We start from the raw sequence: 14,792 nt of genomic DNA on the forward strand, positions 1-14,792 counted from the left end.
AGTTAGTCTCACGAGCTGACGGGGAGCGTCGTGACGGCGCCGCGCACGAGGAAAGGCACGCGGTCGGCGTGAGCGAAGACCTGCAGCGGGTGGTGGACACCCTCGCCCGGCAGCTGGGCCGGGCCGTCGCGGTCGACGACGTCCACTTCCGGCTGCTCGCCTACAGCGCCCAGGCCGGGCCCATCGACGACATGCGAGCGCGGGTGATCTTGACTCGGGAGGCTCCGCCGGAAGGGGTCGCCTGGCTGCGGCGGTTCCGGCTCGCCCGCGCCGACGGACCGGTCCGCCTTCCCGCCGCCCCGGAGCTCGGCCTGCTGCCCCGAGTCGCGATCCCGATCCGGTTCCAAGGCGTCCAGTTCGGCTACCTGTGGCTCATCGACGCCGACGAACCGGTCGACGACGCCGGGCTCGCGCTCGCCGGTGTCGCGGCCGGCGAAGCCGCGGAGGTGCTGTTCCGCGAGCGGACGCTGGGCGAACTGCACGACGCCCGCGTCGGGGAATTCCTCCGCGATCTCCTCTCGGAGGACCACGTCGCCCGTACCCTCGCGGCCGACGGGCTCGTCGAATCGGACCTCTTCGCGGCGCGCGGTGGCGTCGTCGTCATCGTCGTCGCACCCCTGCCGGTCGCCGGGCAGGAAGTCGACGCAGGTGACCGCTTGGCGCTGGGCGCGGCTCTGCGTGCGGCGGCCACCGCACTGCCCGCCCGCGAGAGCATGGTCCTGGTCCGCCCCGGGCACGGGCTGCTCGTCGTGACCCAGCGCGCGGCGGAACGGGTCCCCCGGCTCGCCGACGAGCTGTGCTCGTCGGCGGAGCAGCGGCTGGGTCGCCCCGAGCACTGGCGGGCTGTGGTGGCCGGGGTCGGCCGTCGCACGACACGGCTGGCCGACGCCGCGACCTCGTACCAGCAGGCTCTCGACGCGATCCGCGTCGCCGACGTCATCCCCCGGTTCCGGTCCGTCGCCCGCCACGACGCGCTCGGGATCTACGCCCTGCTGGCCGCCCAGCCACGCGAACAGCTCCGCGGCATGGGGGTCGCGCAGGCGATCACCGCGCTCGCCGACGCCGATCCCGAGCTGGTGGTCACCGCGGAGACCTTCCTCGACCGCGCGGGTGACTCCCGTGCGGTCGCCGAGCGCCTCGGGGTGCACCGGGCGACGGTCTACCACCGGCTCCGCCGCATCGAAGAGCTCACCGGCTTCGACCTGAGCGACGGGGAACGCCGCCTCGTCCTGCACCTCGGCATCAAGGCGGCGAGACTGCTCGGCGACATTTGAGGCGACCGAAACCGCGCGCCGCCCGCGGCCTTGCTGATCCCCGACGCACCTCAAGGCTGCTTCCGACCGCTTTGCCGCCCGGACTCGAACCTGGTCACCCGACATCGCGCCGGGCTCAACGGCGCCGAACCGGTGTCCGCACGGCTACCAGACGAGCAGCACGATGACCTACGTGGCGGCCACCGTCGACGAGCCGGCGTTCGTGGTCGCGGCGCTGACCGGAGAGCCACATCCGCTCGCGGCCTGACGGCACGAGCCGGCCGGCAGCGAGGACCGCGGTCGGCAACGGCGCCGTCGTCGCGGAGACCAGCACCGGCGCCGTTCCAGCGATCGCCGAGTCAGGCGTGGTGGCGCGTACCGCACTTCCCCTGCGGGCGCGCCACCACCAGGCAGACTCTACCCGATTGCTCGAACACGCGTTCGATCGACCCGACCTCATTGGGGCCGACCCAGCTGTCGCGCACGACCGTCGGAGCGCTAGCCTGCCGGCATGACATCCCCATTTTGGGGATGTCTCCCCAGATCCGCTGACAAAGCGCCCGCTTACAATGGGGGCGAGCGGAGCCGGCCACCTCGGGCCGTCCGGTCTGGGAGGATCACCGGATGACGATGTCGCTGTCGGCCGAACTGTGGCCGGATGTGCAGCCCGAGACCGCGCGGCGGCTCATGCTCGCCGGGGTGGAAGCCTTTGCCAAGCGGGGCTACCACGCCACCACCACGCGGGACATCGCCGGGGCCGCCGGGATGAGTCCCGCCGCTCTCTACGTGCACTTTCCGTCCAAGGCCGCGCTGCTCTTCGCCATCAGCCGGTACGGCCACGAGCAGACCCTCGCCCTCGTCGAGAACGTCGTCGCGAAGGAGTCCGATCCCGTCGAACGGATCCGGCTCATCGTCGAGGACTTCGTCGCCTGGCACGCTCGGCGGCACACCGTCGCCCGGGTCGTGCAGTACGAGCTGCAGGCCCTGCCCGAGCAGGAGTTCGAGGTCGTCGCCGAGCTGCGGCGGCGGATCGAGCGGATCGTCCGCGAGGTCATCGCGGCCGGCGCCGAAGCCGGGGTGTTCACGGTGACCGACGCCCACACCTCGGCCCGCGCGGTGCTGTCCCTGGGCGTCGACGTCGCCCGCTGGTACACCGAGCGCGCCCGCCAGACGCCGACCGCGCTCGGCAAGGAGTACGGCGGGCTCGTGCTGCGGATGCTCGGCGTTTCCCAGCCTGAGATGCCGGTCACAGACTAAGCGGTCGGTCGGCCGCCGCGGCGTAACGGCGGGCCAGCTGCCCGAACGCTTCCCTCAGCTCCTCCGGTCCGACGACCTCGACGTCGGCGTCGAACCGGCCGATCGACGCCGCCAGGCCCACCCACGACCACGCCCCCAGCACCAGCCGGCAGCGGTCCGGCCCCAGCTCCTCCACCACCCCGTCGGCGGCGTACGTCGACACGACATTCGCCGGCAGGTCCAGGATCACCTCGCCGCGGCACTCGTCCTTGCCCGAGAACCGGTCCGCCACGAACGCCGCCACGTCTCCCCCGGGCAGCTCGCGCGGAACGAACCGGGGGCCGTTCGGGACGCGCGGCGTCATCCGGTCGACGCGGAACGTGCGCCAGTCCGCGCGGTCGAGGTCCCACGCCACCAGGTACCAGCGCCCGCCGCGCGTCACCAGGTGGTGCGGCTCCGCGCGGCGCGGCGCGTCCGACGACGCATAGCCGAACCGCAACACCTCGTGCGCGTGGACAGCCGCGCTCAGCGTCGCCAGCACCGACGGATCCACCGTCGGCCCCGCCGGGGAAACCGCCGTGACGTGCAGCGCGTCGACGCGGTGGCGCAGCCGGGACGGCATCACCTGCCGGACCGTCGTCAGGGCCCGCGCCGCCGCTTCCTCGATCCCGCCGCCGGTGACCGTCCGCAGCGCCACCGCCAGGGCGACCGCCTGCTCGTCGTCGAACAGCAGCGGCGGCAGGTCCGCGCCCGCGCCGAGGCGATAGCCGCCGTCGGGGCCCTTGGCCGTCGCGATCGGGTAGCCGAGCTCCCGCAGGCGGTCGACGTCGCGGCGGACCGTGCGCGCGCTCACCTCCAAGCGCTCGGCCAGCAGCGCCCCCGGCCAGTCGCGACGCGCCTGCAGGAGCGAGAGCAGGGCGAGCAGGCGTGCGGAAGTTTTCGGCATCACCCGATCATGCCCGAGGTAGCGGACACATCCTGTCCGCTACCCCTGCCATGGTGGTCCCATGACCCACGAAACCGAACGCGACGACCTCATCGCCGAGCTGGCGGCCGCCCGTGCCGCCCTCGTCACCACCACGGACGGCCTCACCGACGAGCAGGCCGGCGCGCGGCCGACCGTCAGCGCGCTGTGCCTCGGCGGGCTCGTCAAGCACGTCGCGTCCATGGAAGAGAGCTGGCAGCGCTTCGCCGTCGACGGCCCGTCGGCCATGAACTACGCCCTGCCCGACGGCGTGACCTGGGCGGACATGGCGGCCGGAACCGCCCGTGAGTACCCGCAATGGGCGATCGACCACCAGAACGAGTTCGCCATGCAGCCCGGCGAGACCCTGGCGGGCGTGCTCGCGCGCTACGAAGACGTCGCGAAGCGCAGCGAGGAAATCATCGCGAAGGCCGATCTCTCCGTGCAGCACCCGCTGCCGGACGCGCCGTGGAACCGGCCGGGGACGACGTGGAGCGCGCGGCGGGCCATGCTGCACGTCATCACCGAAACCGCCCAGCACGCCGGGCACGCCGACCTCATCCGCGAGACGCTCGACGGCCAGAAGTCGACGTGACGGTGCTGGACGCCCGGTCGCTCAACCGCGCGACGCTCGCCCGGCAGCTGCTGCTCGACCGCGCCGCGCTGCCGGTGCACGACGCCGTCGCGCACCTCGGCGGCCTGCAGGCGCAGGAACCGCAGGAGCCGTTCACCGGGCTGTGGTCGCGGCTGCGCGACTTCGACCCGGCGGCGTTGTCGGACCTGCTCGCCGGGCGGCGCGTGGTGCGGACGCACCTGATGCGCCGGACCGTCCACCTGCTCACCGCCGAGGACGTCCTGGCGTGGCGCGCCCGCTTCGACGCCATGCTGCGCCAGCGCGTCCTCGGCACCTACCGCCGCGAGCTCGAGGGGGTCGACCTCGACGAGCTCGCGGCAGCGGGCCGGGCGGTCCTGGCCGACGGCGAGCCCCGGTCGATGGGCGAGCTGGCCCGGGCGGTCGCCGATCGGTGGCCTTCGTGCGGCCCGCGGCCGCTCGGCGAGATGCTCATCGCCGCGCTGATCCCGGTGGTGCAGCTGCCGCCGCGGGGGCTGTGGCGGGCCAAGGGCGGGGTGCGGAACCTGCCGCTCGCGTCGTGGCTGGGCCGGGAGATCGACCCGCTCGACCCGGCCGACGGGGTCGGGCAGGAGCTGGTGAAGCGGTACCTGGCGGCGTTCGGCCCCGCTTCCTCGGCCGACCTGCGCGCGTGGTGCGGCCTGGCGGGGCTGCCGGCGGCGGTGAAGGCGGTGCGCGCGGAACTGGTGACCTTCCGCGACGAGCGCGGCCGCGAGCTGCTCGACCTCCCGGACGCGCCCCGCCCGGACCCGGACACACCGGCGCCGGCGCGGTTCCTGCCGGCGTTCGACAACGCGATCCTGGGGTACGACGACCGCACCCGCATCATCGACGACGCGCACCGGGGGCTGTCGGTCGCGGGCGAGCGGGTGGTGCTGGTGGACGGCCGGGTTGCCGCGACTTGGACCGTGGAGGCCGAGGAGGTGGTGGTGCGGCCGCTGCGGCGGTTGACCAGGCCCGAACGCTCGGCAGTGACGGAGGAAGGGGCACAGCTGGCGGCTTTCTTGAGCGACGGCGAGAGTGATCGCATCCGGGTCGAAACGACCTAATCCACCGCGCGGGCGAAGCGCTCAGACACCTCTCGCAGCCGTTCCACCAATCCCGGTGGCGCCTCCTCCACCACGAAGTCGTACCCCCACTGGGCCAGGTAGTACGGCACCGTGTCCAGGGTGTTCGCCCCGGTGCGCACCCGGCAGCTGTGCTCGTCGATCGGCTCCACCGCGCCGCTCGTCGGGGGTACCCGGTGGGACAGCTCCGATGCCGGCGCCGCCACTCGCAGCACCAGCTGGTGCGGGTACGGCGCCGACGAGATCTGCCGCGACACGTACGCCGCCAGGTCCTCCGCCGGAGGCTCGCGCGGTGTGAACCGGAAGCTCGGGGCCGGGACGCTCGTGATGCGGTCCACGCGGAACGTGCGCCAGCCGGCGCGGTCCAGGTCGAACGCCACCAGGTACCAGCGCCGTCCCGTGTGGACCAGGCGCAGCGGCTCGACCGATCGTTCCGTCTCCGCGCCGGACCGGTCGCCGTAGGGGAAGCGGAGCCGCTCGTGGTCGCGGCAGGCCGCCGCGATCACCGTCAGCACCGATGCGTCGACCGTCGGGCCGCCGCCCGGGAGCGACATCGTCGCCGCGCTCAGCGCGCCCACCCGGGGCCGCAGCCGGGCCGGGAGCACCTGCTCCAGCTTCGCCAGCGCGCGCACCGACGTCTCCTCGATGCCGCTGACCGTGCCGCTCGCCGCCGTGCGCAGGCCGACCGCCACCGCGACGGCCTCGTCGTCGTCCAGCAGCAGCGGCGGGAGCGCCGCGCCCGCGCCGAGCCGGTAGCCGCCGGCGACGCCCGGGGTCGCGTGCACCGGGTAACCGAGGGACCGCAGCCGCTCGACGTCGCGGCGGATCGTGCGGACGTCGACCTCGAGCCGCGACGCCAGGTCCGCGCCCGGCCAGTCGCGCCGCGCCTGCAGCAGGGAGAGCAGCCTGAGCAGGCGTTCCGATGTCCCGTACATGAGACGCAGTGTGGCAGACATCGCGGACAGCTTCCGTCCGCGATCCGCCGGATGGTGCAGTCGGACGGTCAAACACTTGCCACGGACCGCGTCGGGCGGAAAGAGTGACGCATGCCGATCGACCCTGGCGCCCTGCTCGCCGTCGCCCGTGAAGAAGCCGAGCTGGGCAAGGCCGAGGGCGGCGTCCCGATCGGGGCCGCGCTGTTCGACACCACGGGCACGCTGCTGGGCCGCGGGCACAACCGCCGCGTGCAGGACGACGACCCCTCGATGCACGCCGAGACCTCGGCGTTCCGCAACGCCGGGCGCCGCCCGCACTACCGCGACACGATCATGGTCACGACGCTTTCGCCGTGCTGGTACTGCTCCGGGCTCGTCCGTCAGTTCGGGATCGGGCGCGTCATCATCGGCGAGGCCGAGACGTTCCACGGCGGGCACGACTGGCTCGCCGGGCTCGGCGTGGAGATCACCCTGCTGGACGACCCCGCGTGCACCGCGCTGATGACGGAGTTCATCGCCGCGCGCCCGGACCTGTGGTTCGAGGACATCGGAGTCGAAAAGTCCGAATAGGACAGTGCTTTGCTGAGGAGCCGGTATGCCGTCAACCGTTCCGCTCGTGGACCTCTCGCCGTGGTTCGCGGGCACGTCCGAGGGCCGCGCCGAGGTGGCCGCGCAGATCGACAGCGCGCTGCGCGAGTCCGGGTTCCTGCTGGTCACCGGCCACGGCATCCCGGACGACCTGCGCCACCGAACGCGTGAGCTGGCGCGGGAGTTCTTCGCGCTGCCCGAGGACGTGAAGCAGCGCTACGCCGTGACCGTCGGCGGCCGCGGCTGGCTGCCGCCGGGCGTCGAGGCCAACGGCTACGCCGAGGGCACCGAGACCCCGCCGGACCTCAAGGAGTCGTACTCGGCGGGCGCGGACTTCGGCGTGGGCGACGCCGAAATCGACGGGTTCTGGTTCCAGCCCAACGTCTGGCCGGACGAAGTGCCGGGACTCGCCGAGACGGCCACGGAGTACATGCGCCGGATGCGGGCGCTGTCGGACCACCTGCTGGAGATCTGCGCCGCGGCGCTCGGCCTGGCCGAGAGCCACTTCACGCGCCACACCGCGCACCCGACGTACACGTTCAACATCAACTGGTACCCGCCGATGACCCACGTCGGCGCGCCCGAGCCGGAGCAGTTCCGGATCGGCCCGCACACCGACTTCGGCACGGTGACGGTGCTCGACCGCCAGGCCGGCGTCGGCGGGCTGCAGGTCTACACCGACGGCGGGTGGGCGGACGCGCCGTTCCACCCGGACGCGTTCACGGTCAACATCGGCGACCTGATGGCCCGCTGGACCGGCGACCGGTGGCGTTCGACGCGGCACCGCGTCCTGCCACCGGCCGCCTCGGCCCCCGACGAGGACCTCGTGTCCCTGATCTTCTTCTACGAGACCGACCACGACGCGCGGATCACGTCGCTGGCGCCGCCGCTGGGCAAGCGGACCTACCCGGAAGTGATCGCGGCGGACTACCTGCGGGAGAAGCTGGACGCGATCACGGTCACTCAGTAGCAGATCTGCTTCGCGATCGCGGCCGGGACCTTTTCGCACAATTCCCCCGTGCCCCCGCCCACCGGAATCCAGGTCCCGTTCCGCTGGGTGAACAAAACACTGCCACCGTCGATCTCGTTGGAGAAGTGCGCGAAAGCCCACGGCGCGACGCATTTGATGCGCTGCAGGCTCTTGCCGTCCACGATCAGCGCGCCGGACAGCTCCTTGTCCGCCTTCAGCGCGGCTTCCAGTGTGGCCTTGGTCGCCGTGGCGCACGGGTTCGCCTTGGTCGGCGCCGGCTTCGGCTTCGCCGCCGGCGCGGACGTGGTGGCGTCCGCGGGCACGGCGGCCGTCGTCGCCGCCGGTGTCGTGGTCGGCGCCGTGGTCGGCCCGCCCGCCGGCGGAGCATCCTGCTGACCGGTGCACGCCGACAGAATCGCGGCCGCCGCCACAATGGTTGCGGCGCCGACGGCACGACGAAGTGAAGACATTTGTTCCCCCTGAATTCCCCTGACGGCCCCTCGCCGCCTTCCCTGTTCCCAAGACGCTCCGGGATATTGCCGGTTGTACGGCCGGCCTAACGGAAAGATAACGCCGGCGGTGCGCGGAAACCGGTGGCGCGCCGGGTCGCCGGCGGGGCCACGGTGACGGTCCGGCCCAGCGGCTCCGCGATGAGCCCGCTGATCCGCAGCCGGGGCAACAACCGCGGCCGGGTCGACGGCTGGACCGGCCACGGCCGCATGTTCGGGATCTACGTGTCCGTCGACGGTGTCCCGCGCCCTCGAGTCGCGGGCAAGACGCGCTAGCCCGGTTCGGCGCAGATCGTGCGGTTGCGGCCCGCCGCCTTCGCGCGCAGCACCGCCGCCTCCGCCGCGAGCAGCGCGTCCGCGAGCAGGCCGTCCGCGCAGCCCGCCACCCCGATCGACACCGTCACGCCGACGAACTGCGGCCCGTCGCCCGAGGCCTTCAGCGCCACCAGTGTCGACGCCACCTTCAGCCGGATCCGCTCCGCGATCGCCATCGCGTCGAAGCGGCCGGTGCCGGGCAGCAGCACCGCGAACTCCTCGCCGCCGGAACGGCCCACGAGATCGGCGGCCCGGACCTCGTCGCGCAGGGTGTCGGCCACCGCGCGCAGGACGGCGTCGCCGATGCGGGCGCCGTAGCGGTCGTTGAGCTGGCGGAAGTGGTCGAGGTCGAGCAGCAGCACGGCCTGGCCGGGGCCGCGGCGGCCGAGCCGGTCCAGCTCGGCTTCGGCGGCGCCGCGCCAGGACGCCGCGGTCAGCACGCCGGTGCCGGGGTCGAGGGTGACGTGGTCGCGGCGGCCGCGGCCCAGCCCGCCGCGGTGCAGGACGACGGTGGCGCCCGCCAGCAGCGGGACCAGCAGCGGGGCGGCCCCGACGGCCCAGGCGAGCGGCAGAGCGGACGCCGTCATCGCGGCGTCGAAAGCGTGGCCCGGAAGCGCTTCACGGGACCCGCGGGGACCGTCCGCGGCGGTCACGAGCGCGGCGTTGACCGCCAGGAACACCACGCCGGCGACGGTCAGCAGGAGGACGGTGCGGGCGTCGAGGACCTCGCCGAGCGGCCGGACCCGGGTCGCGGTGAGGAACGCGCCGGCGACGAGGCCGGCCAGCGCCGTCGCGGCGGCGCCGAACACCTGCCGGTACACGGGTCTTCTGCGGACCCGGAACCACTGGTGCAGCGCGGAGAGCACGACCAGCGCGACGGCGAGGCCCGGCCGGAGCACCAGTACCCCGGCGAAGATCCACGGGGTGTCGACGCCGGGGCCGAGGAGGGTTTCTTCGCGGTGGCGCTCGACCCCGCGGGCGAGCTCGGCCGACACCAGCATCCCGCCCAGGAGCAGCGCGAACGGCGTCAGCATGGTCGCGAGCGGCGGGAACCGGAGGGCCGCGAGCACGGTGGCGGCCAGGGCCAGGACGTCGATCGCGACGAGGTAGAGGACCTGACCGCGGCGCGGCAGCCGCCACAGCGCCCACCGCCGCAGTGCCCAGCGCCGCAGGACGACGGCGGGCAGGGACCGGCCCGGGCGGCGTCCTCCGCCGGCGGCGACCGAATCCCCCACCATTTCGGCAAAGTAGCCGGAATGCGGGGCGCTGTCACTCCGCCTTCAGGGGAATCTCACGCCGCCGACGCTCGGGGGCCGTGCGCGCACGGTAAGTCATATTTCCGACCCTCGGAGGGTTGACATACAACATTGGTCTAGTCCACTGTGTGGTGGCACACAGCGCTCCTCCCGGGATGATCCCGCCGCCTCAAACCGGAGGTGCTCCAACCTGCTCGTTTGGAGGACCCCATCATGAAATCCATGCGCCGTCTGGTGACCCTCGCGGTCGCGGCCGGAGCCGCGATGGCGACGGCGGTCGGCCTCGCCCCGCAGGCCATGGCCGCGGTCGACCCGGTGCTCGCCTCGCCGTACCTGTACCAGTGGGGCGGCCAGACCAGCCCCACCGCGGCGATGTCCGCCACCGGCGTGAAAGCGTTTACCCTCGCGTTCGTCCTGTCCGACGGCACCTGCAACCCGAAGTGGGACGGCAGCCGCTCGCTGACCGGCTCGGACAAGACGATGATCCAGAACATCCGCAACGCGGGCGGGGACGTGATCCCCTCCTTCGGCGGCTGGTCCGGCACGAAGCTGGGCTCGAAGTGCACGTCGGCGTCGGCGCTGGCCGGCGCGTACCAGAAGGTGATCGACGCCTACGGCCTCAAGGCGATCGACCTGGACATCGAGAACACCGACGAGTTCCAGAACAACACGGTGCAGGACCGCATCCTCAACGCGGTCAAGCTGACCAAGCAGAAGAACCCGAACCTGAAGGTCGTCATCACCATCGGCACCACCACGACCGGCCCCGACTCGTGGGGCAAGCGCCTGATCAACCAGGCCAAGGCGATCGGCGCCCCGGTCGACGTCTGGTCGGTCATGCCGTTCGACTTCTCCAGCGGCGGGGACATGGCCGCCCTGACGAAGTCCGCGGTCGACGGGCTGAAGAACCAGCTCAAGACCACGTTCGGCTACAGCGACGACACCGCCTACCGGCACAGCGGCCTCTCCTCGATGAACGGCAAGACCGACAACGCGGGCGAGACGGTCACGGTGGCGAACTTCAACTCCATCCGCGGCTACGCCACGAGCCACCACCTGGCCCGCTTCACGTTCTGGGCCACCAACCGCGACTGCAGCGGCGGCGGCGAGTGCAGCGGCATCACGCAGGACAAGTACGCGTTCACGAAGATCGTCGCCGGGTACGCCGGCTGACACCAGGCCCGTAGTGGGGCTGTCGAAGGCCCTCTCACCGGCATCGGGGCCGGTGAGGGGGTCTTCGCGGGTTCCCGGTCAGCGGAAATCGTTCCGGTGAGCGGGAAGCGGGAATCCGTCACACCGCCGCAATCTTCGTCACCTACCGTCTTCGCATGACGAGCCCCGCAGAACCCGGATACGGCGACAAGGTCGTCGCGGTCGAGCCCGGCGGGGTCGAACCCGTCGCCGACGCCGACCGGCACGGGACGCCCCGGCAATTGGCCTGGACCTGGGCCTCCCCCAACCTCGAGTTCGCCACGGTCTTCGTCGGCGTCCTCGCCGTCACGGCGTTCGGGCTTTCCTTCACCCAGGCCGCGCTCGCCGCCGTCGTCGGCAACGGGCTCGGCGCCGTCGCGCACGGCGTCCTGAGCGCCCGCGGGCCGCGCTACGGCGTGCCGCAGATGGTGCTCGGGCGGGCCGCCTTCGGCTACCGCGGGAACCTCGTGCCCGCCGCGCTCATGTCCCTGATGGCCGGCGTCGGCTGGTTCGCCGTCAACAGCGTCAGCGGGGCCTTCGCGCTGGCGAGCCTCACCGGGCTGCCCACCGTCGCCTGCCTCGTGCTCGTCGTCGCGCTGCAGATCGCCATCGCGTTCTTCGGGCACAACCTCGTCCAGGCCTACGAGAAGTACGTCTTCGCCGTTCTCGCCATCGTGTTCGCCGTCGCGAGCGTCGTCATCTTCGGGAAGTCGGGCGCCACCACCAACGCCGGCAGCGTGGGCGGGTTCCTCCTGGCCGTCGGCACCGCGTTCGGCTACACCGCGGGCTGGAACCCCTACGCCGCCGACTACACGCGCTACCTGCCGAAGACCGCGTCACGACGCGCGATCGGCCTCTACGCCGGCGGTGGCCTGTTCGTCTCCACGACGATCCTGATGCTCGTCGGCGCCGCGTCGACGACCATCGCCGGCCCGGCCGACGACAACCCCACGACGGCCTTCACCGGGCACCTGCCGGGTTTCCTCGCCGCCGCGACGCTGCTGGCGATCACGCTCGGCGCCGTCGCCGCGAACGTCCTCAACGTCTACTCCGGCGCCCTCGCCTTCCTCGCCCTCGGGATCCGGCTGCCGCTGGCGTGGCGCCGCGCCGTCGTCGCGCTCGCGTTCGGCGCGGTCGGGTTCGTGCTGGCCTGGCTGGGGCTGGCCGACGCCGGGCACGCGTACGAGAACTTCCTGCTGGTCATCGCCTACTGGATCGGCCCGTGGCTCGGTGTGCTGCTGGCCGACCACCACCTGCGCCGCGGCACGGAGTTCGGCGAGCTGCTCGCCGACCGGCGCCACCGCAACGCCGCCGGGTTCACCGCGTTCCTCGTCGGGCTGGTGGTCTCCGTCGGGCTGTTCGCGAACCAGGCGCTCTACACCGCGCCGATCCCGAAAGCCGTCCCCGCCACCGGTGACCTGACGTTCGCCGCCGGGTTCGTGCTCGCCGCCGGGACCTACCTGCTGCTGCGGCGTCAGCGCACCGGCGTGCCGTCGCGGCGGCAGCCGTAGGGGTAGCAGCGGTAGTCCGGGGTGAACGTCGGGAGGGTGACCGTCGTGGTCGGCGACGGCGGGAGCTCGACCGTCACCGTCGGCGTGGGCGTCGGTGTCTCGCGGGCGTGCATGACGACCGGCGACGGGGTCGTCGTCCGCGTCGGCACGGCGACCACGGTCGACGTCGGGACGCCGGTGGCCGGCTGCAGCTGCGGGAACCGCGTCGACCCGGGGACGGGATCGCTGCGCGTCGCCAGGGCCAGCACGAGCCCGCCGAGCACCACGATCACCGCCGACGCCAGCGCGATCCGGCCGGCCGCGCCACGCGGCTCGGGGTCGTCGGGATCACGCCGGGCAGCCACCTCGGCCGAGCGCGAACCGGGTTTGCGCGGCCGCACCCCGGCCGCCCGCAGCAGTTCGTCGACCGTGACCCGGTCCCGCCGCCTGCGCGCCCTGCGCGTCATGCACGACCTCCACCCCATCGCTGATCCGGGTGGATCGTAGAAAGCCGCGCGGGAAATGTAAACGCGCTGATCGCAGCGGTCTCGTTACCGTTTCGAGACATCCGGATCGCGCTCCCGGCCGTAGTCGTCAACGAGGCGCGAATCGCCGCAGGAGAGCGGCCGCGCGCCGGGTCACCGGCGTGAACTCAGGGAGCCTCAACAGCGCCAGCAAGCCGAACGGGACGGCCATCCCGAGCAAGGTCTGGACCGGCAGTTTCACCCAGGCGGCGGGAATCGTGCCGAGCGAGCCGGGCACGGCGAAGCCGGCGAGCACCGCGGCCCCGACGCCGAGGGCGCTGACGGAGAGGGTGATCAGCCCGACCCGCAGCGATCGCTTGCTGCGCAGGTGCCCGAGCCGGACCCACAGCCAGACCTGGCCGAGGACAGCGCCGACGACGAACCCGGCGCCGTTCACGAGCATCACGCCGAGGACGACGTGCTCGCCGTCGAGCAGGCCGCGGCAGAGCAGCAGCAGCGGGATCTTCACGGCGGTCATCACGAGCATGATCAGCGTGGGCGTGCGGGCGTCCTTCATCGCGTAGAACACCCGCAGCTGCAACATGACCAGCGCGAACGGGAGCAACCCGACCGCGGAGACGGCCAGGGTCTGGCCGAGCCGCTCGGCGTCGTCGAGGGTGCCGCGGCCCCAGGTGAAGATCGCGATGCCGACCGGCGTGCCGACCACGGCCAGCACGGCGGAGATCGGCACGAACAGGACCGTCGAGATGCGGGAGGCGAGCGAGAGGTCGCCGACGAGCGAGACCGTGTCGCCGTCCGCGGCGGCGCGGCTCATCCGCGGCATCAGCGCGGTCAGCAGCGAGACGCCGAGGATGCCGTACGGGAGCTGGAAGAGCAGGGACGCGTAGCTGTAGGCGGTGACGCCGCCGCTGGTCCCGTACGTCAGCACGCGGGTCGTGACGACGAACCCGACGTGGCTGACCACGACGTAGCCGAGGATCCACGCGGCGAGCCCGCCGAACTCCTTGATCCGCGGGTCGAAACCCCAGCGCCAGCGGAACCGGAACCCGGTGCGGCGCAGCGCGGGGATCAGCACCAGCGCCTGCACGACGATGCCGAGCGTGGTGCCGAGGCCGAGGACGAGCAGCTTCGGGTCGCTCATCCGGACCGGGTCGAGCGTCAGCTCCCCCGGCACGACGGCGAACACGACGAGCGTGGCGGTGACGACGACGTTGTTCAGCACCGGCGCCCAGGCCGGCGGGCCGAAGACGTTCTGGGCGTTGAGGATCGCCGAGAGCAGCGCGAAGAGGCCGTAGAACAGGATCTGCGGCAGCAGCAGGTACGCGAGCGCGGTGGTCAGCCCCGGGTTCGCGGTCGGAGACGATTTGTCGACGTAGAGCGAGGTGAACAGCGGCGCGATCGCCACCGCGACGGCCGTGCCGACGGTGAGCAGCACCAGCCCCATCGTGATCAGCCGCTGCGTGTAGGCGCGGCCGCCGTCCGGGTCGTCCTGGGAGCGCACGAGCAGCGGCACGACGACGCTGGCGAGCACGCCGCCGAAGAGCAGCTCGAAGACGATGTTGGGCAGGGTGTTCGCGACGGTGAAGGAGTCGTTGACGACCCGGGTGCCGACCACGGCGGCCAGCAGCAGCTTCGCGACGAACCCGGTGATCCGGCTGACGGTCGAGGCGACGGCCATCCGGCCGCTCGAGCGGGCGAGCGACGAGCCGGCGCCTTCCCCGCGCCCGGCGGAGACCGGCGAGGCGGGCGGCCGCGCGACGATCTGGGTGGCGAACTCGTCGTAGGGCCGCCGGGAGACGTCGGGGTCACGGGTCGGCCAGTGGGCGCCGCGCAGGTCGCTGGGGAGGAAGACCGTCGCCTCGTCGTCCACCGGTGGTGGGGGTTCCGCCATGGCTCAAGCCT

Annotated in this window: 15 protein-coding genes; 9 read left to right on the top strand and 6 right to left on the bottom strand. The window is 72.7% G+C overall.

The features are described from left to right. Window positions 1–68: 68 nt before the first annotated feature. Together QSK39_RS39455 and QSK39_RS39460 are read left to right on the top strand one after the other, a co-directional pair. Complete coding sequence (locus tag QSK39_RS39455; RefSeq protein WP_285482941.1) at window positions 69–1,274, top strand: PucR family transcriptional regulator; 1,206 nt, start codon at window positions 69–71, stop codon at window positions 1,272–1,274. A 603-nt stretch (window positions 1,275–1,877) separates the two neighbouring features. Continuing rightward, a complete protein-coding gene (locus QSK39_RS39460; RefSeq protein ID WP_285482942.1) occupies window positions 1,878–2,510 on the top strand; it encodes a TetR/AcrR family transcriptional regulator in 633 nt (210 codons plus the stop codon). Here QSK39_RS39460 and QSK39_RS39465 read toward each other — a convergent pair. After that, window positions 2,500–3,435: a helix-turn-helix transcriptional regulator gene (locus QSK39_RS39465; protein WP_285482943.1), complete on the bottom strand. Its 936-nt coding sequence runs from the start codon at window positions 3,433–3,435 to the stop codon at window positions 2,500–2,502. The two genes, QSK39_RS39460 and QSK39_RS39465, sit on opposite strands and share 11 nt — an antisense overlap. 61 nt (window positions 3,436–3,496) lie before the next feature. Here QSK39_RS39465 and QSK39_RS39470 point away from each other — a divergent pair, with 61 nt between their 5' ends. Then, window positions 3,497–4,048, top strand: coding sequence for a DinB family protein (locus tag QSK39_RS39470; RefSeq protein ID WP_285482944.1), 552 nt, complete (start codon window positions 3,497–3,499; stop codon window positions 4,046–4,048). Beyond that, window positions 4,045–5,133 carry a winged helix DNA-binding domain-containing protein gene (locus QSK39_RS39475; RefSeq protein ID WP_285482945.1) on the top strand — a complete coding sequence of 363 codons (1,089 nt, stop codon included), beginning with the start codon at window positions 4,045–4,047 and terminating at the stop codon, window positions 5,131–5,133. Before QSK39_RS39470 ends, QSK39_RS39475 begins: the two co-directional genes overlap by 4 nt. Here the strand turns inward: QSK39_RS39475 and QSK39_RS39480 are convergent. After that, window positions 5,130–6,086: a helix-turn-helix transcriptional regulator gene (locus QSK39_RS39480; protein ID WP_285482946.1), complete on the bottom strand. Its 957-nt coding sequence runs from the start codon at window positions 6,084–6,086 to the stop codon at window positions 5,130–5,132. The two genes, QSK39_RS39475 and QSK39_RS39480, sit on opposite strands and share 4 nt — an antisense overlap. A 111-nt stretch (window positions 6,087–6,197) precedes the next feature. Between QSK39_RS39480 and QSK39_RS39485 the strand changes: the two genes are divergently transcribed. Beyond that, entirely contained in the window at window positions 6,198–6,656 is a 459-nt protein-coding gene (locus tag QSK39_RS39485; RefSeq protein ID WP_284744771.1) for a nucleoside deaminase, read from the top strand. 25 nt (window positions 6,657–6,681) lie between these two features. Next, window positions 6,682–7,644 (top strand): isopenicillin N synthase family dioxygenase, encoded by a 963-nt coding sequence (locus QSK39_RS39490; RefSeq protein WP_285482947.1) that lies wholly within the window; start codon window positions 6,682–6,684, stop codon window positions 7,642–7,644. Here QSK39_RS39490 and QSK39_RS39495 read toward each other — a convergent pair. Next, window positions 7,638–8,114, bottom strand: coding sequence for a hypothetical protein (locus QSK39_RS39495; RefSeq protein ID WP_285482948.1), 477 nt, complete (start codon window positions 8,112–8,114; stop codon window positions 7,638–7,640). The two genes, QSK39_RS39490 and QSK39_RS39495, sit on opposite strands and share 7 nt — an antisense overlap. A gap of 123 nt (window positions 8,115–8,237) precedes the next feature. On the opposite strand from QSK39_RS39495, the gene QSK39_RS39500 reads away from it, so the two are divergent. Beyond that, a complete protein-coding gene (locus QSK39_RS39500) occupies window positions 8,238–8,429 on the top strand; it encodes a hypothetical protein (protein ID WP_285482949.1) in 192 nt (63 codons plus the stop codon). Here the strand turns inward: QSK39_RS39500 and QSK39_RS39505 are convergent. Further along, window positions 8,426–9,706 (bottom strand): GGDEF domain-containing protein, encoded by a 1,281-nt coding sequence (locus tag QSK39_RS39505; RefSeq protein ID WP_285482950.1) that lies wholly within the window; start codon window positions 9,704–9,706, stop codon window positions 8,426–8,428. The genes QSK39_RS39500 and QSK39_RS39505 overlap by 4 nt on opposite strands. Window positions 9,707–9,946: 240 nt before the next feature. Between QSK39_RS39505 and QSK39_RS39510 the strand changes: the two genes are divergently transcribed. Both QSK39_RS39510 and QSK39_RS39515 read left to right on the top strand, forming a co-directional pair. Further along, window positions 9,947–10,897 carry a chitinase gene (locus tag QSK39_RS39510; RefSeq protein ID WP_285482951.1) on the top strand — a complete coding sequence of 317 codons (951 nt, stop codon included), beginning with the start codon at window positions 9,947–9,949 and terminating at the stop codon, window positions 10,895–10,897. 155 nt (window positions 10,898–11,052) lie between these two features. After that, window positions 11,053–12,426, top strand: coding sequence for a purine-cytosine permease family protein (locus QSK39_RS39515; RefSeq protein ID WP_285482952.1), 1,374 nt, complete (start codon window positions 11,053–11,055; stop codon window positions 12,424–12,426). On the opposite strand, the gene QSK39_RS39520 is transcribed toward QSK39_RS39515, so the two are convergent. Continuing rightward, complete coding sequence (locus QSK39_RS39520; RefSeq protein ID WP_285482953.1) at window positions 12,390–12,872, bottom strand: hypothetical protein; 483 nt, start codon at window positions 12,870–12,872, stop codon at window positions 12,390–12,392. The genes QSK39_RS39515 and QSK39_RS39520 overlap by 37 nt on opposite strands. 127 nt (window positions 12,873–12,999) lie before the next feature. After that, window positions 13,000–14,781: a murein biosynthesis integral membrane protein MurJ gene (gene murJ / locus QSK39_RS39525; RefSeq protein WP_285482954.1), complete on the bottom strand. Its 1,782-nt coding sequence runs from the start codon at window positions 14,779–14,781 to the stop codon at window positions 13,000–13,002. Window positions 14,782–14,792: the final 11 nt, after the last annotated feature.

Source organism: Amycolatopsis sp. NBRC 101858 (assembly GCF_030269325.1).
In the GTDB taxonomy this organism is placed as follows: domain Bacteria; phylum Actinomycetota; class Actinomycetes; order Mycobacteriales; family Pseudonocardiaceae; genus Amycolatopsis; species Amycolatopsis ponsaeliensis.